Raw genomic sequence first — 16,977 nt, 5'->3', positions numbered from 1 at the left:
CAGCGGTACCTAGGCGCGGCGGTCCTTGACGACGCGGCCGTTCTGGATGACGAGTGTGACGCGGTCGCGGTCGGCGAACAGTTCGGGGGCTTCCAGCGGGTTCCCGGCGAATCCTGCGAGGTCGGCCCGCTTGCCGGCCTCAATGGTGCCGGTCTCCGCCCCGATCCCGAGGATGTCGGCGTTGACCCGCGTGGCCGCGACCAGGGCGGCCATCGGGTCCTCCACCTTGGAGCGCAGCACGAGTTCCTGGCCGCGGCCCTCCTGCCTCGACCCGATGAGGTCGGATCCCGACCCGACGCGCAGCCCCGCCGCCCTGGAGGCGTGGATGGCGTCGATCTGGCCCTGCCAGGCGCCTGCCGCCCGCTCGACGGTCTCCGGCGGCAGGCCGGCCTCGCCCGCGTCATCGAGCAGCGCGCGTATCACCGCCAGGGTGGGCACGTGCGCGACGTCGTGCTCGGCCATCAGGGCGGCCGTCTCGTCGTCGATCTGTGATCCGTGCTCGACGCATCGCGCACCGGCGGCGACCGCGTTGCGGATGCCCGCGTTGTTGTGCGCGTGCACGGTGACGTACGTGCCACGCGCGGCCGCCTCCTCGACGGCGACGGCGATCTCCGCCGTGGACAGCTGCGTGTCGGAGAGCTTGTCGTGCCAGGACACGATGCCGCCGGTGACGCACAACTTCAGGAAGCCGGCACCGCGCCTGAAGGCCTCCCTGGCGTTCTTGCGCATCTCGTCGGGGCCGTCGCACAGCAGGGACAGCGACCGCAGCCCGGGGATCTCGTGATCGGGCCAGTCGGCGGACGGCTCCCACTCGGGCGCGAGGTAGCCGTGCCCGCCGGTTTGGCAGAGGATCGGCCCGCAGTGCAGGATCCGCGGGCCGGGGATCTTCCCGCTCGCCACCAGGCCCGCGAGCCCGGCGTCGATGCCGCCGGTGTCGCGCACGGTGGTGAAGCCCGCGTCGAGCGTCTGCGCGCAGTTCGCGAACATGTCGGCGGCCATCTCGGCCACCGACAGCCGGTTGCCGATGCCGGCCTCGATCGGGCTGGACAGGCCCAGATGGACGTGGGCGTCGATCAGCCCGGGTACGAGCGTCATGCCCGAGCAGTCCAGCACCTCGGCGCCTGCCGGAGGCTGCCCGCCGACCCGGGTGATCCTGCCCTCTTCGACGAGCACGGCCTGCTGGACCGGGTCATGTCCCGATCCGTCGGCGACCGTCGCACCTGTGAGCCACATGTGTTCTCCTGCGGTTGTCGGTCTCATCTGGGGGCGAGGCCCAGCGTCTTCAGGGTGAAGGCCAGCCACTCGGTGTTCTGAGTGATCGCGATCTCTTTGTCCGTCGCCCACCCGTGCCCCACGTCGCTCCACACGCGGACCAGGATCGGCGCTTCGCCGGCGGTGGCGGCCTGCAGCCGCGCCCCGAACTTGCGGGCGTGCCATGGCGGGCAGCGCGGGTCGGTGCCGCCGGCGTCGATGAACACCGCGGGATAGTCGACACCGTCCTTGACCAGGTGGTACGGCGAGAACTCGGCCATCCGCCTGACCTCGCCGGGGTCGGCGGGGTCGGCGAACTCCAGCTCGACCACGTACCTGCCGTAACTGTCACGGCAGGCGCCGACCAGATCGAGTAGCGGCACGCGCGGGACGACCGCCGCCCACAGGCGGGGCCGCTGGGTCAGCGCCACGCCGGACATCAGGCCGCCGTTCGATCCGCCGGTGACCGCGAGCAGGTTCGGGCTGGTGACTCCGGTGGCGACGAGGTCGTGGGCGATGGCGTACAGGTCGGCGTAGCCGTTCTGCTTGTTCGCCAGCCGCCCGCCCTCCCACCAGGCACGACCGAACTCGGCGCCGCCGCGCAGGTGGCAGTGCACGTAGACGCCGCCCGCGGCGACGAAGGCGGCGATGGGGCCGGGGAACTGCGGGGTCCAGGGCACGTTGAAGCCGCCGTAGGCGTACATCAGCGTCGGTCGCGGCCGGTTGAGGGAAACGTCCCTGAGCCGCACGACGTGGTACGGGATCCGGGTGCCGTCCTCCGAGGTGGCCCAGCCGTCCTCGACGACCGCGTTCCCGATCACCACCTCGGGCTCGCGCAGGACCTCCAGCTCCGGCGCCCCCGGCCGGTGGCGGTAGGTGCCCCACGAGCCGACGAGCGTCGAGAACTCGAACAGGTACTCCTCCGCGTGGGCTTTCGCCAGGTTCATCAGCGGGAACGGCTGCTCGGCGAGCGCGCCCCTGCCGGGCAGGGGCACCTGTCCGCGCGCCGCGCCCGCGCCGTCGACGACGCTGACCCTGGCGTAGGTGTCGGCGAGCTCGGACAGGTACAGCAGGTCGCCCACGGGGGTGAGGGTCCTGATCACGGTGTCGGACTCTGGCACGATCTCCCGCCAGGACGCCGGATCGTCCGGGTCCTTGGCGTCCAGGGCGATGGCCACGACCCTGCCGCGCGGCGCGCCGACGTCGGTGACGGCGATCCACTCCTCGCCGACGAGGTGCCCGGCGAGCGTGCCGTCCACCCCGGTGACGAACGGCCGCCACCGCAGCCCGGCCGGGTCGTCCAGGCGGGCCACGGCGACGGGGACCGGGTTCAGCAGGCGCTGAAGGGCCACCGCGTAGGCGCCGTCGCGTGACACCACGACCATGCGGTAGTCCTGCTCCGGCAGCCAGCTCACGCCGTCGACCAGGGTGGTGGAGGGTTCGGGCCCCCTGCGGTGCAGCCACACGTCGTGCCCGACGCTGGTCGGGCTGTCGTCGGTGCCGGTGAAGAAGAAGCCCGTGGAGTCGGGCAGCCAGTGGGCGCCGGCGGTCCAGTTGTCCTTCAGCGGCGTACGCGGCGGATCCTGCAGCGGCGCGCCGGTCTCCGTGTCGATGAGCCTGATGGTGTTGCGCTCGCTCCCGTCGTCGCAGACGCCGACGGCGAGCACGCGGCCGTCGGGCGAGGGGGAGATCCACGACACGTACGGCGGGCGGTCAGGGTTCTCGGCCGCCGGATCGAACAGCACGCGCCCTTCGCCGAAGGGTTCGTCCGCGACGATGACGCGCGCTTGGGAGGCCCCCTCGGCGACGGCGGCGCGGAACCACCGGCCGCCGGCCGTACGCGGGGAGAAGCCGATCCGGGCGACGAAGAAGCGGGCCACGGACTCGCGCAGCCGGTCGAAGTGCGGCCAGTCGCGCACGTAGCTCGCGGTGACCTCCCCCTGCGCGTCCTGCCAGCGCCTGACGTCGTCGCCGTCGCCTTCGAGCCATCGGTAGGGGTCGGGGAAGGTGACGCCGGCCAGTTCGTCGACGTCGTCGGTGACGCGGGTCGTCGGGTACATGTGTGTGAGTCCTTTCGATGCGGGAGCTCATCCCATGACGGTGCCGGAGCTGTCGGCGTTGATCGGCCGCTTCCTGGAGAAGGCACCCAGGTCGACCGTGTGACCGGTGTGCCTGGTGTGGAAGCGCACCGGCTGCCGGTCGTGGTCGGCGCCGTTCTCCACGGCCTGCACCAGCGCCGCCATGAGCCCGCCGACGACCGGCGCGTTCTTGAACTGGTTGCCGCTGGTGCCGATGGCGACGTAGAAGCCGGGCAGTTCCGTCCTGTCGTAGATGGGCGTCCAGTCGTCGGTCACGTCGTAGACACCGACCACGCCTCTGGGCCGGTCCGGCACGCCGAGCGCGGGAAAACGCCGTGCGGCCCTGGTGACCTGGGCACCGAACAGCGCCGCCGTCGGGGCCATGGCCGCCTGCTCCGGGTCCTCCAGCCAGTCGAGCGGGTCGCACTCGGGCTCGGTGCCTCCGATGAGCAGGCCGCCCGCCGCGTCGCCGCGCAGGTAGGTGCCGAGGTCCAGGTCGGCGATGATCGGGCCGAAGCCGGGCGGCGCGGACACGTGGTGGACCTCCTGACGCAGCGGGCGCACTCCCACGGTGAAGTCGGAGCCGACTCCCGCGAGCCGGTTGAGCGCCGCCGACCAGGGGCCGGCCGCGTTGACCACGATCGGGGCGCTGACAAGCGTGCCGTCGGCCAGCCGTACTCCCGTGACCCGGTCGTGCGCGCGCGTCACCTGCACCACCGCCTGCCTGAAGCGGAAGGCGGCACCGCGGCGGGTCGCGGCGGCGGCGAGGTTGGCTGCGGCGAACTGGGGATCGTCGACGAAGCCCGCATCCGGGGTGTAGACGGCGCCCAGCCGCCTGCTCGTCTCCGCCCAGAACCGCTCGTCGTCGAGCCTCGCCGGCGGCCAGTAGCGGCCGGTGTCGATGCCGGGCACCCGGGCGGCCAGCGTGTCCGGGCTCCACTCCTCGTACGCCACGCCCGCCTGGTCGAACAGCGGCAGCACCCGCTCGCGCGGCGCGACCTCGGCGTCCAGCATGGCCAGCCCGGTGCGGTGGTAGCGGGCCAGCGCCTCGCCTTCCGCCGCCCCGAGGTGCTCCCGCCACGCCTCCCAGCAGTGCCTGGACTCCCAGGCGAGCGCCACGCCATCCCAGGTGGAGAAGTTGAATCTGACCACGGCGCTGGACGCTCCGGTCGAGCCGCGCCCGGCGCTGTCGGCCTTGTCCACCACGAGCACGCTCAGGCCGGCGCCTGCCAGCTCGTACGCGATCGACGAGCCGATCACGCCCGCTCCCACGACCACCGCATCCGCGTTCATGCGAGCCAGCCTGCCCCATGGACAGGGCCTCCTTCGACTGACGAATCGATGACCGCCGAGCGCCGCCTTGCGACATCTGTCGCAGAGCGCGGCGCCATCTCGCGACGGTCGCGCATGGTTCGCCCGCAGGTCACTTGCGGAACATGGGGCAAGCCCCCCAGCCGCCCCAAGGAGCGACATATGACGTCCTCGATAACAGACCGAACCTCAGGCAAAAAGATCATCATTGCCAGCGGGATCGGGAACTTCGTCGAATGGTTTGACTTCACCCTCTACGGCTACTCCGCCGTCGTCATCGCCCAGGTCTTCTTCCCGCCCGACGACGGCGCCGCCGCGCTGCTGGCCACCTTCGCCGTGTACGGCGTGGCGTTCCTGACCAGGCCCGCGGGTGCGATCTTCTTCGGCCGGATCGGCGACCGCCTCGGCCGCCGGGGCGCGCTGGCCCTGTCGATCCTGCTCATGGGCGGGGCGACCGCGGCCATCGGCCTCATCCCCGGGTACGCGACGATCGGCGTGGCGGCGCCGATCCTGCTGCTCATCTGCCGCCTGCTCCAGGGGTTCTCCGCGGGCGGCGAGTACTCGGGCGCGGTCACCTTCACCGTCGAGCACGCCCCGGGACAGGGCCGCGGCATGTGGCTGGCGCTGCTCGGCATTTCCACCACGCTGGGGACGGTGGGGGCGACCGCCACCGTGCTCGGATTCAGGCTCGGCCTGGGCGAGGAGGGCTTCACCGCCGGCGGGTGGCGCTGGCCGTTCCTGATCGGCGGGCTCATCTCCCTGGTCGGGCTGTACCTCCGGACGAAGCTGGCCGAGACGCCCGCCTTCGCCGAGGTGGAGCCGGAGCAGCGGCCGCTGACCGAACTCGTGCGCGGCCACTGGCGCGTGATGCTGGTCGTGCTGGTGTACTTCGCGTTCGTCGGCGTCTTCACGCACATAGTCCTCGGCTACATGCCGACGTACCTGATGAAGGCGGTGGACCTGGACCAGACCACCGCGCTCTACCTGACCACCGGGCTGATGCTGATAGGGGTGCCGCTCGCCCCGCTGCTGGGCCTCGTGGTCGACCGGGTGGGCCGTCGCCCGCTCATCCGGATCGGCGTGCTGGGCGGGGTGCTCGCGACGGTGCCGGCCTTCTTGCTCATGGGGACGGGGAACATGGTGGCCGTGTCGGCCGGGCTGCTGGTGCTCCTCGTGGTGATCTTCGGGACCAACGCGGCCGGGACGCTGGCGGTGCTGGAGATGTATCCGACCAAGGTCCGCTTCAGCGGTATGGCGCTGCCGTACAACGTGGCCTATGCGCTCTTCGCCGGCACGGCGCCGCTGGTGAGCGAAGGGCTCATCGGGGCGACCGGCAGCCTGCTGGCCCCGGCCTTCTACGCGACGGCCATCGCGGTGGTGGCCTGCCCGATCCTGTTCCGCGGCATCCCCGAGACCAGGGGCGGCGATCTGCGCACGGGGGTCACCGCAGCTCGATGAGGCGGGCCATCTTGAGCCCGAGGTGCAGGGCGAGGCGGTCGTCGCCGCTGGAGAGCCGTACGCGGGCGATCTCCTCGACCCTGCGCAGCCGGTAGTAGAGGCTGGCGCGGTGGATGCACAGCTCGGCGGCGGTGCGTTTGACGTCGCCCGCGTTGTCGAGGAACGTCTCCAGCGTGCTGATCAGGGTGTCGTTGCCGCCGTCGTGGTCGAGCAGTCGGCGCACGCCCGGGTGCAGGCTGTGGCCGAGCCGCTCGGCGGGCAGCTCGGCCAGCAGGCCGTAGACGCCGAGGCCCGAGTACCACACCACCGGGCCCAGGATCCTGATGATCCTGGCGACGTCGGCGGCCCGCTTGGCCTCGCGGTACGACTCGTGCGCCGCCGACAGTCCCGCGCCGCGCTCGCCCACGCCGATCCAGCACTCCTTGCCGCTCTCCTTGACGATGAGCCGCTGCACGGCGGCGGCGAGGTCGTCGACCTCGCTCGTCGACGGCACCTGCTGGACGAGGACGAGAATGCCGTGGTCGGGCCGTTGGAGGTGGATGGCGCTGCGCGGCGGGACCCTGCGGCGGGCCTGCTCCAGCCCGACGGCCAGAGCCAGGCGGTCCTGCTCGCCCAGCGGCTGGCCGGCCTCGTGCGCGACGGTCGCCACCAGCGCGCACACCTGGCCCGCCACGGCCAGCTCCTCCTCGATCAGGCGCTGCGCCGCCTCGCCTCGCAGCCCCGCGTCGTCCGAGATCAGGTCGCGGACGAGCTCGCGCTCGCGACCCTGGATGAGCTCGCCCAGGAGGAAGTCCCTGTGCAGGATGCGCGCCGCGCTGTCGGCCGCCTGCCGTACGGCCGACGCCTGCTCGCCGGTGACGGGCCCGTCGGACAGCAGCAACCACAGGAATCCCAGCAGCACCTGCTCGTAGCGGACCGGCACGCACACGCGGGCTATGCCGAGCCCGAGGTCGATCCGGACGGGCACGGTGAACGGGTCACGGGCCCGCAGCGCGCCGCTCTCGTGGAGGTAGACCACCAGCTCGGGCGACACCCTCCTTTGCATGATCGACTGCAGGCGGACGTTGTCGACGTCGCCGGTGTGGGAGTTGTAGGCGAGGAGGCGGATGTTCGGGTCGTCGATGGCCACAGACCGGCCCAGGCGCGCGCCCAGGCTGTCGACCAGCTGCTGGAGCTCGGAGGCCACGAGCGCACTCTACGACACACGGCGCGCTATCAGCCGATATTTCACGACATATGCCGATGTGCGCTCTCGAGCCTTGCATCCCTAGTGCGGTAGGCGCAGTCCTGCGATGAGGAGTTCGACCAGTCGGCGTGCGTCGTAGCGGGGATCGTTGTCCGCGCCGATGCAGAGGTTCCCGACGCCACGCATGAGTTCGTAGGCATCCATGTCGGAGCGGATCTCGCCGGCGACGGCCGCGGCTTCGAGCAGCTGGGCGCACACGGGCACGAGCCGGTCGAGGAAGTAGGCGTGCAGCGTGTCGAAGCCGGCGTCGCCGGACTGCAGCACGGCGGCGAGTCCGTGCTTGGTGACCAGGAAGTCCACGAACAGGTTGATCCATCGCCCCAGGGCGGCGTGAGGGGTTTCGCTCCCCGCCAGCAGGGCTGGACCGGCCTCGGCGCAGGCCTCGACCTGGTGCCGGTAGACGGCGATGATGAGATCCGCTCGCGTCGGGAAGTGGCGGTAGATCGTGGCCGTCCCGACGCCGGCCTTGGCCGCGATGTCGCGTACCGGCGCTTCGACGCCTGAGGTGACGAAGATCGCGGCGGCCGCGTCGAGCAGAGTCTCCTCGTTGCGCCGGGCGTCCGCCCGTTTGGGCCGGGCCGCCTGCCCTGTGACCCCGCTGTCGTTCATCGCACTGTTCCCTCCGCTACCGAGCTTGCTAAACGGGACATCGTTCCGTATCGTCAAACGGGACAAGGTTCCGCTTACTCATGATGCCAGAGCGAGCCACGCATTGTCACCACGATTCACCCGCAGTGGAGGAGACACGGTCATGCAGTACCGCACCTTGGGCCGCACTGGTGTGCAGGTCAGCTCCCTCGTGCTCGGCGCGATGAACTTCGGCGCGATCGGGCGCACCACCCAGGACGAGGTCACCGCCATCGTCGACGCCGCCGTCGAGGCCGGGATCAACCTCATCGACACCGCCGACAGGTACGGCGACGGCGAGTCGGAGGAGATGGTCGGCAAGGCCATCGCCGGCCGCCGCGACGACATCGTGCTGGCCACGAAGGCGAGCATGCCGATGGGCGACGAGCGCAACCATCAGGGCAGTTCGCGCCGCTGGCTGGTCACCGAGTTGGACAACAGCCTGCGCCGCCTCGGCGTCGACCACGTCGATCTCTACCAGATCCACCGGTGGGACCCGGCAACCAGCGACGAGGAGACGCTGTCGGCTCTGACCGACCTGCAGCGCGCGGGAAAGATTCGCTACTTCGGCTCCTCGACCTTCCCGGCGTACCGTCTCGTGCAAGCCCAATGGGCCGCCCGAGACCACCACCTGAGTCGTTACGTCACCGAGCAGCCCAGCTACTCGATCCTGCAGCGCGGGATCGAGGCCCACGTACTGCCCGTGGCCGAGCAGTACGGGCTCGGTGTGCTGGTGTGGAGCCCGTTGGCCTCAGGCTGGTTGTCGGGCGCGATCCGCGAGGGCCGGGAGATCGCCACCAACCGCTCGACGTTCATGCCGCAGCGCTTCGACACCTCCCTTCCGTCCAACCGCGCCCGGCTCGACGCGGTCGAGCAACTGGCGAAGGTCGCCGACGAGTCCGGGCTGACGATGATCCAGCTCGCGCTCGGTTTCGCGACCGCGCACCCGGCCGTGACCAGCGCGATCATCGGCCCCCGCACGCTGGACCACCTGCACTCGCAGCTCGCCGCCGCGGACACGGTGCTCTCCGCCGACATCCTGGACGCCGTCGACGCGATCGTCGCACCCGGCGTCGACCTTGCCGCACACGAAAAGCTTGATACTCCGCCCGCCCTGCTCGACCCGTCGCTCCGCCGCCGCCGCTGATCGCTCATGGACGATTGACCAAAGGGCTCGAGATACTCCTCAACGGCATTCGCCAACCGGCAGGCTGACCTCCGGCGGAAACTGATCCTCTAGAAGCGACGCAGTGCCTCTTGCCGGGGAAGTTCGGCGCCGCGGCGGTAGGCCTGCTCGTACCTCGAAGCGCCCAGTTGATCCGCCAGGTCGGCGGCGAGCCGGCCGAGCTCCGGGTCGCCCGCGTCGAAGGCGCCGCGGATGACCTCGCTCATTCCCAGCGCCGTGGCCGCCTCCTCGGGACGGCCCTCCAGCCGCAACAGCCATGCCAGCAACTGCGCGGCCGTCGCGATGTCGCGCACGGCGTTCGCGCCGCGGATCGCGGACGCGCCGAGCACCGCGTCGGGCAGCAGCGTCCGGGCCTTCGCCGCGTCCCCGCCGGACAGGCGGTTGGCCATTCTGGCCGGGGCGACGCGGGCGGCGACCGCCTCCGCCGGCAGCGACAGCTCACCCGCGACCATCTCAAGCCGGTCGAGCGCCTGATCGGCGCGGTCGAGGTCCCCGGCGCGCCGGTGCAGGTCGGCGACGCACAGGAGCAGCTCGATCTCCGAATGCAGCGGCCCACGCCCGCCCGCTCTGCGCTTCGCCTCCTCGATCTCACGCCATGCTCCCGCCAGGTCGCCCAGGCGGGCGTGCTCGAAGGCCAGCGCGGTACGGAAGTACAGCTCCTCCTCGAACAGCCTCAACGGCACCACCAGGTCGAGACTCTTGGTAAGCGCGGCGATGGCCGAGGAATGGTCTCCGGCCATGGAATGAGCCCTGGCGATCCCGGCCAGCGTGACCGCGTGGCCGTACCGTTCGCCGAGCTGCTCGTACAGCGACAAGGCCCGGTCGCGTGACCGGACGCTGCCCGCCCAGTCGCCCCGGTCGCCACGGATGAAGGACTCCACCCAGTGCGCGCACGCCCGCGCCCAGGTGTCCGGCCGCTCCTTGGCCTGGGCGAGCTCGCGTTCGGCGAGCTCGTGGAGGCCGAGGAAGTACGCCATGGGCAGGATCACCAGGAGCAGCGTCGGATAGCGGTCCATGGCCCTGGCGCGGACGCAGTCCTCGATGGCCGACGGACTCGGCTGCCCCTTGATGACCAGCAGGTCGATCGCGGTGAACGCGGCGCGTACGTCGTCGGGCAGCGCGTCGCCGAACCGCAGCACCTCGCCGACGAGCGTGCCGAACCTGGCGTCGTAGCGGAGGTTCCAGTGCGCGTACAGCGATCCGAGCAACCGCCAGGCCGTCTCGGCTGAGCCGTCGTCGATGGCGGCGCGCAACGCGAACACCATGTTGTCGCGTTCGGCGTCGAACACCGACAGCCAGGTCACCTGGTCACGCGAGCGCACCGTCGGCTCCTGCTCCTGCGCCAACGTCACGAAATAGCGGGAGAAACGCTGGAGGAGCCGAGGGCGCTCCTCCGCCTCAAGCAGGCGGCTTGCCGCATATGCCCGGACGGTCTCCAGCATGCGATAACGCCCGTCGCTCGCCACCACGAGCGACTTGTCGACCAGCGAGCCGAGCACGTAGACGACGTCCACCTCCGGCAGCAGCTCGTCGGCGCACACCGCCTCGACGGCCGCGTCACTCGCGGAGGCGGGAAAGATCGACATGCGGCGTGCGAGCACCCGCTCCTGCTCGGTCAGCAGGTCCCAGCTCCACTCGATCACCGCGAGCAGCGTCCGCTGGCGCGGCATCGCCGCCCTGTTGCCCGAGCTCAGCAGCCGGAACCTGTCGTCGAGCCGCTGGGCGATCTGCCCCACGTCCATCGACCGCAGCCGGGCGGCCGCCAGCTCCAGCGCCAGCGGCAGCCCATCGAGCCTGCGGCAGATGTCGACGACCGGCCCGCTGCTCGACTCATCCAGCGCGAAGCCGGGCCGCATGGCGACGGCCCGGTCGACGAACAGGCGTACGGCTGTCGCCTCGTCCAGCGGGCCGAGCGGGCACAGCGCCTCACCGGCGATGCCCAGCGACTCCCTGCTGGTGGCCAGGATGACGAGTTGCGGCAGCCGTTCGAGCAGTTGGTCGCAGAGAGCGGCCGCCGCCTCGACCAGGTGCTCGCAGTTGTCCAGCACCAGCAGTGCCGCCTCGGCGCCGAGCAGGTCGGCCACCTGGTCGATGGCCGGTCCGCGCCCGGTCTCCGGCGGCCGGAAGTCCCGCGGGCTGAGTACGCCGAGGATCTCCTCCGCGAGCCGTTCCGGGTGGCTCACCCCGGCGAGCGCCACGAACCACGCCCGCCCGCGGCGGTGCGCCGCGTGCCTGTGCACCGTCTCCACAGCCAGCCTGGTCTTGCCCGCCCCGCCCGGTCCCACGATGGTGACCAGCCGCGACCTGTCGATCAGCTCGGCGAGCATCGCCAGCTCGTCGTCCCTGCCGACGAAGCTGGTCAGCCGGGACGGCAGGCGTCCAGGCGGCGCCTCGGACCGCGCCTGCGGCTGATCGAGCTCGCCGCGCAGCACCGCGAGATGGGTCCGCCGCAGCTCGGCGGAGGGGTCGACGCCCAGCTCGTCGGCGAGCCTGGCGCGGATCTCCTCGTACGCCCCCAGTGCGTCCGACTGCCTGCCCACCGCGTAGCTGGCCCGCATCCGCAGGCCGGCCAGCCGTTCGCGCAGTGGGTGGGCCGCGACGGCCGACTCCAGCTCGGGCAGGAGCGCGGCGTGCCGTCCCAGCAGCAGCTCCGCCTCGAACCTGTCCTCCATCGCCGCGAGCCGCAGCTCGGCCAGCCGTACGGCGGGCGGCCCCGCGAAGGACGCCAGGGCGGGCAGATCACCGAGCGCGTCCCCCTTCCACAGCCCGAGCGCCTCGGTGAGCACCCGCGCCGCCTCCTGCGCCCGGCCCGCGGCCAGCTCCCGCCTGCCCAGCGCGCTCAGTTCCTCGAACCGGTGCGCGTCGACCTGTTCAGCGGTGACCGGTAGCCGGTAGCCGCCCCTGACCGAGTCGACGCTCACCACGCCGCGCAGTGCCCGCCGCAGCCGCGAGACCGCCGCCTGCAGGGCGTTGGCGGCGTCCTGCGGAGGGTCCTCCCCCCACAGCCCGTCGACGAGCGAGTCGACCGTCACCGCGCGCCCGGGGTCGAGCGCCAGCCTTGCCAGCAGCATCCGCAGCCGCGCCCCGCCCACGTCGACGGGGCGACCGTCGTCGTCGTGGACCATCACGGGCCCGAGGAGTTGGATCCGCATCGCGGTGGCCTCTCTGCACTGGTTAGCGGTTGTACAGCTTCTTGGCCCACACGTAGCCGCCGACGCCGATGATCGCGCTCCAGAGTAGGGCCAGCCACACGCTGTTCCCAGGCGGGGTGCCCGTGACGAGGCTGCGCACCGCTTCGATGATCGGCGTGAACGGCTGGTTCTCCGCGAACCACCGCAGCCCGCCCGGCATGGAGGCGGTGGGGACGAACCCGCTGCCCAGCATCGGCAGCAGCATGAGCGGCAGCGGCAGGTTGCTGGCGATCTCCACGGTGCCCGCGATCAGCCCGAGCGCGACGGAGAACCAGGTGAAGGCGAGGGAGACGGCGAGCAGTACGCCACCGGCGGCGAGCCAGCCGGTGAGGTCGGCGGGTGAGCGGAACCCGATGAGCAGCGCCACCCCGACCACGACGACCATGCTGAACACCGTCTGGAGGATGCTGCCGACCACGTGCCCGGTGAGCACGGAGACACGGGCGATGGCCATGGTGCGGAACCTGGCGACGATGCCCTCGGTCATGTCGGTGGCGACGGAGGTCGCCGTGCTCTGAGCCGCTCCGGCCACGGCCATGATCAAGATGCCGGGGGTGATGTAGTTGATGTACTCGGCGCGGCCGCCCAGGCCGCCGAGCCCGTCGCCGAGTGTCCCGCCGAAGACATAGACGAACAGCAGCAGGAAGATCACCGGGGTGCCCATGGTCATCATGGTCAGCGCCGGGTAGCGGCTGAGGTGCTTGATCTGGCGGCGCAGCATCGTGGCGGAGTCGAGGATGGCGTTCATCAGGCAGGGTGCCTTTCCGAGGTGAGGGCGAGGAACACGTCGTCGAGGTCGGGGGTGCGGATCTGCAGGTCGGCTACGGTGATCGAGTCGCGGTCGAGCCGGTCGAGCAGCTCGCGCAACGCGCGCACGCCGCCGTCGCTCGGCACGTGCAGGGTGAGCGCCTCGTGGTCGCGCGTGGCCAGGTCGAGCGTGCGTGCGGCCGCCTCGAATCCGATCTCGTCGGCGAACCGCAGCGTGACGTGGCCGCCGGGCACCAGTCGCTTGAGCTCGTCGGCCGAGCCCTGGGCGACCAGGTTGCCGCGGTTGAGCACCGCGATGTGGTCGGCGAGCTGGTCGGCCTCCTCCAGGTACTGCGTGGTCAGGAAGATCGTGACGCCCTGCCGTACGAGCTCGCGGATGATCTCCCACATGGCTCGGCGGCTGCGCGGGTCGAGTCCGGTGGTCGGCTCGTCGAGGAAGATCACGCGGGGGCTGCCGACCAGCGTCATGGCGAGGTCGAGCCTGCGCCGCATTCCGCCCGAGTAGGCGGCCGCCGGCTTGCGTGCCGCCTCGACCAGGTCGAACTGCCGGAGCAGCTCCGCCGTACGGCTGCGCCCGGCCGCTCGGCCGAGGTGGAGCAGGTCGGCCATGAGCCGGAGATTCTCCTCGCCGGTGAGCAGGCCGTCGACGGCCGAGAACTGGCCGGTCACGCCGATGGCGGCGCGCACGGCGTCGGGCTCGCGGTTCACGTCGTGGCCCGCGACCAGCAGCTCGCCGCCGTCCGCCGAGATGAGCGTGGACAGGATGTGGACCATCGTGGTCTTGCCCGCGCCGTTCGGGCCGAGCAAAGAGAAGATCGTTCCTGCTGCGACCCGCAGGTCGACGCCGTCGAGCACGGTGTGCTCGCCGTACGCCTTGCGCAGGCCGGAGATTTCGATCGCGTGGTCGGTCATGATCAGCTCCTGGGGTGGGTGCGGCGGATGAGGATGTTGCCGTGGAGGCTGACGGCCCTGACGTCGACCGTGTCCGTGGCCGAGGCGCGTTCGTCGAGGAGGTTTCGCACGGTGCCGTGCTTGGCGTCGACGTCCAGGTGGGCGGTGACGCCCTCGCTGACGCCCAGTTCCATCTGGCCGGAGCCGCATTCCAGCGTCACGGTGCCGCGTACCACCTCGCCGATGCGGATGTTCCCGTACTTGCTCGATGCCGTGACGTCGGCGTGGGCGTGCTCGACGGCGATCTCACCCGATCCCGATTCGGCGCGCAGGGCGCCCGCGACCGTGCCGATGCGGATGTGGCGGTAGGTGGTCTCGGCGCGGGCGTCCGCGTGGACGAGCCCGACGACGACGTCCCCCGAGTCCGCCTTGACGTCGATCGTGTCCGCTTCGCCGAGCTGGACGTGTCCGTGCGCGCTGTGGATCCGCACCTGGCCCAGACGTCCGTCGCAGCTCAGGTCGGCGGCGGCGGCGATCCTGGCGTTGAGGTCGGAACCGGTCGGCACGTCGAGCATCACCCTGATCGAGCCGCCGCGCCCGAGCCAGGCGCGCGACTCGACGCCGGGATCGGTGACTCGGAGGCGGCCTCCGGCGTACTCGACGAGCGTGCGCTCGGCCGCCTTCACGTCCTTGTGCGAGGTGGGGTCGGTGGGCAGGACCTGGACGACGGCTTCGTGGCGGTCGTTCGCGGTGATCTGTACGGTGCCGAAGCTGACGTCGAGGGTGACGCCGATGGGCTCAGAGGTGGTGAACCTGGGCATGGCGCTCCTCGTTCTCGGTTGCCGTGGCGCGAACGATCACGGTCGCGGCCGCGGCCAGGACGACCAGCGCCACGGTCGCGAAGGCGGCGAGGGTCATGGCATCGGGGTGGATCAGCGACTGGCCGCGGTGCGCCTGCCAGTTGACGACCGCGAACAACCCCGTGTAGCCGAGGCAGGCGATACCGACCAGCCGGGCACGGACCCGCTCGTCGCGCAGCCAGACGAACCGGGCGGAGAGGGCGACCAGCAGGGCCGCGAACAGCAGCAGCACCTGAATGCCGTGAAGCCCGACAAAGTGCGCCACCCGCCAGTCGCCGCCGGTCACGCTCCAGTTGGTGAGGGGCATACCGTGCCCGTCGGGGTCACCGATGCCGTGCCCCTGGTACATCTGCACCTGTACGCCGTTGGCGTCGGTCACCGTACGCGGGTAGATGCCGGTGACCAGGTAGAACACCGGTACGAGCATGCCGAGGATGGCCAGCCAGATTCCCGCGCGCATCGCCCTGGTCATGGCGCGGTCGATGACCCGCTGACGCAGCACCAGGAACGCCATGACCAGGTTCGCGATGAACAGAGCCCCCACGCCGAACGTGAAGATCGGCGTCAGCACCAGCGTGACCGGGTCGGTGTCGGCGTTGAAATGGCTGAACGTCCCGCGCGCCGCCTGGGCGGTGATCGCGGCCAGCTCGACCACGGCGCTCACCGCGAACACCGTGCCGAGCCACCATCCGAACCGCTTGGCCCGGGTCAGCCGGGTGAGCAGCCAGGCGAGTGTGCCGCAGTACATCGCGAAGGCGAAACCGAACTTGGCGGGCTTCAGCCAGACGGACTCGGCCAGTAGCCGCCGGTCGTCGACCATCATGCCGATGGCGCCGGCCAGCGTCAGAAGGATGAAGAGGCCGACGGCGACCATCAGCGGGCGGTGCCACCGTCGCCAGGGGGTGAGCAGGATGTTCATGGCGCTTCCTCCGAAAGGGGCTCTGATGCGCCTGACGATGCGCGAGCGACCTGACGGAGCCCTGACGCCCCGATCATGATCTTGTCAGCGCCCCAGGGCGGCGCGTCAGAAGCGTGTGGTGCGCCAACTCTTTGAGCAGCGACATGCCACCCGTATTCGGGACTCTGGGCTAGAGGGGCGCGGCGGGTTTATGTGGGCTCCCCCAAAGGCGCGCCATACACACTTAGTAATGGATATTCAACGCCTTGTAATGATCCCGCCTTCATGGCAACGTCTCATTTGACTCTAGGTAGTTGAGTCGTCGCTTTCCATGACGAAAGGAAGGTCTCGACATGGCTCATTGGCAACACATCCCCGGCGGCCTGGCCCGGATCTCGGCCGGATCCAGGAACAACGTGTGGGGCGTCAACGCCACCGGAGGCATCTACCGCTACACCAACGACGACGCCAACCCCTGGGTACAGATCCCCGGCGGCCTCAGCGACATCGGCGCAGCCGCCGACGGGACCGTCTGGGGCGTCAACGCCGACGGCGCCATCTTCCGCTACACCGGAGACCAGGGCTCCACCCACTGGGCCCACATCCCCGGCGGCCTGGCCCGAATCTCAGTCGGGTCCAGAAGCAACGTCTGGGGCGTCAACGCCACCGGAGGCATCTACCGCTACACCAACGACGACGCCAACCCCTGGGTACAGATCCCCGGCGGCCTCAGCGACATCGGCGCAGCCGCCGACGGCACCGTCTGGGGCGTCAACGCCGACGGCGCCATCTTCCGCTACACCGGAGACCAGGGCTCCACCCACTGGGCCCACATCCCCGGCGGCCTGGCCCAGATCTCGGCCGGATCCAGAAGCAACGTGTGGGGCGTCAACGCCACCGGAGGCATCTACCGCTACACCAACGACGACGCCAACCCCTGGGTACAGATCCCCGGCGGCCTCAGCGACATCGGCGCAGCCGCCGACGGCACCGTCTGGGGCGTCAACGCCGACGGCGCCATCTTCCGCTACACCGGAGACCAGCCAGGCTAAATCCGGTAACTCGGGATCTCCGCCCCGGCAGGCGCCTGGGGCGGAGATCGGGTCCACACCCTCACTCGCCGATGTGGAGTACGGCGGCGCCGGTGACGCGGTCGGCGGCCAGGTCGGCCAAGGCCCGATCGGCTTCGTCCAGGCCGTAGGGAACGGTGGC

13 protein-coding genes are annotated in these 16,977 nt (G+C 70.9%); 3 read left to right on the top strand and 10 right to left on the bottom strand.

Annotated elements, in window-relative coordinates; genetic code table 11:
- Positions 1–9 precede the first annotated feature (9 nt).
- Genes ABZ911_RS36390 through ABZ911_RS36380 form a run of 3 tightly spaced genes read right to left on the bottom strand, consistent with a single transcriptional unit; the run spans position 10 to position 4,622 of the window.
- Positions 10–1,233 carry an amidohydrolase family protein gene (locus tag ABZ911_RS36390; RefSeq protein ID WP_358066826.1) on the bottom strand — a complete coding sequence of 408 codons (1,224 nt, stop codon included), beginning with the start codon at positions 1,231–1,233 and terminating at the stop codon, positions 10–12.
- A gap of 23 nt (positions 1,234–1,256) precedes the next feature.
- On the bottom strand, positions 1,257–3,311 hold the full coding sequence (locus ABZ911_RS36385) for a prolyl oligopeptidase family serine peptidase (RefSeq protein WP_358066823.1): 2,055 nt from the start codon (positions 3,309–3,311) through the stop codon (positions 1,257–1,259).
- 27 nt (positions 3,312–3,338) lie between these two features.
- Positions 3,339–4,622 carry an FAD-dependent oxidoreductase gene (locus ABZ911_RS36380; protein WP_358066820.1) on the bottom strand — a complete coding sequence of 428 codons (1,284 nt, stop codon included), beginning with the start codon at positions 4,620–4,622 and terminating at the stop codon, positions 3,339–3,341.
- 180 nt (positions 4,623–4,802) lie between these two features.
- On the opposite strand from ABZ911_RS36380, the gene ABZ911_RS36375 reads away from it, so the two are divergent.
- A complete protein-coding gene (locus tag ABZ911_RS36375) occupies positions 4,803–6,098 on the top strand; it encodes an MFS transporter (protein WP_358066817.1) in 1,296 nt (431 codons plus the stop codon).
- Here the strand turns inward: ABZ911_RS36375 and ABZ911_RS36370 are convergent.
- The gene (locus ABZ911_RS36370; RefSeq protein ID WP_358066814.1) at positions 6,082–7,284 is read right to left on the bottom strand and encodes a helix-turn-helix domain-containing protein; all 1,203 of its coding nucleotides are present in this window, start codon (positions 7,282–7,284) and stop codon (positions 6,082–6,084) included. The genes ABZ911_RS36375 and ABZ911_RS36370 overlap by 17 nt on opposite strands.
- A gap of 81 nt (positions 7,285–7,365) precedes the next feature.
- Complete coding sequence (locus ABZ911_RS36365) at positions 7,366–7,953, bottom strand: TetR/AcrR family transcriptional regulator (RefSeq protein ID WP_358066811.1); 588 nt, start codon at positions 7,951–7,953, stop codon at positions 7,366–7,368.
- 142 nt (positions 7,954–8,095) lie between these two features.
- On the opposite strand from ABZ911_RS36365, the gene ABZ911_RS36360 reads away from it, so the two are divergent.
- Positions 8,096–9,118, top strand: a complete 1,023-nt coding sequence (locus ABZ911_RS36360) for an aldo/keto reductase (protein WP_358066808.1) — start codon at positions 8,096–8,098, stop codon at positions 9,116–9,118.
- 89 nt (positions 9,119–9,207) lie between these two features.
- On the opposite strand, the gene ABZ911_RS36355 is transcribed toward ABZ911_RS36360, so the two are convergent.
- Genes ABZ911_RS36355 through ABZ911_RS36335 form a run of 5 tightly spaced genes read right to left on the bottom strand, consistent with a single transcriptional unit; the run spans position 9,208 to position 15,786 of the window.
- On the bottom strand, positions 9,208–12,309 hold the full coding sequence (locus tag ABZ911_RS36355) for a BTAD domain-containing putative transcriptional regulator (protein ID WP_358066805.1): 3,102 nt from the start codon (positions 12,307–12,309) through the stop codon (positions 9,208–9,210).
- Positions 12,310–12,331: 22 nt separating this feature from the next.
- Positions 12,332–13,096 carry an ABC transporter permease gene (locus ABZ911_RS36350; protein ID WP_358066802.1) on the bottom strand — a complete coding sequence of 255 codons (765 nt, stop codon included), beginning with the start codon at positions 13,094–13,096 and terminating at the stop codon, positions 12,332–12,334.
- Positions 13,096–14,028, bottom strand: a complete 933-nt coding sequence (locus tag ABZ911_RS36345) for an ATP-binding cassette domain-containing protein (RefSeq protein WP_358066799.1) — start codon at positions 14,026–14,028, stop codon at positions 13,096–13,098. The genes ABZ911_RS36350 and ABZ911_RS36345 overlap by 1 nt, the downstream gene beginning before the upstream one ends.
- A 2-nt stretch (positions 14,029–14,030) precedes the next feature.
- A complete protein-coding gene (locus ABZ911_RS36340; RefSeq protein WP_358066796.1) occupies positions 14,031–14,828 on the bottom strand; it encodes a DUF4097 family beta strand repeat-containing protein in 798 nt (265 codons plus the stop codon).
- The gene (locus ABZ911_RS36335; protein WP_358066793.1) at positions 14,806–15,786 is read right to left on the bottom strand and encodes a hypothetical protein; all 981 of its coding nucleotides are present in this window, start codon (positions 15,784–15,786) and stop codon (positions 14,806–14,808) included. The genes ABZ911_RS36340 and ABZ911_RS36335 overlap by 23 nt, the downstream gene beginning before the upstream one ends.
- A 332-nt stretch (positions 15,787–16,118) precedes the next feature.
- Here ABZ911_RS36335 and ABZ911_RS36330 point away from each other — a divergent pair, with 332 nt between their 5' ends.
- Entirely contained in the window at positions 16,119–16,817 is a 699-nt protein-coding gene (locus tag ABZ911_RS36330) for a tectonin domain-containing protein (RefSeq protein ID WP_358066790.1), read from the top strand.
- The last annotated feature ends 160 nt before the right edge of the window (positions 16,818–16,977 follow it).

Source organism: Nonomuraea sp. NPDC046570 (genome assembly GCF_040645915.1).
Classification (GTDB): Bacteria; Actinomycetota; Actinomycetes; order Streptosporangiales; family Streptosporangiaceae; genus Nonomuraea.
This window is presented reverse-complemented; position numbering and strand designations above follow the sequence as displayed.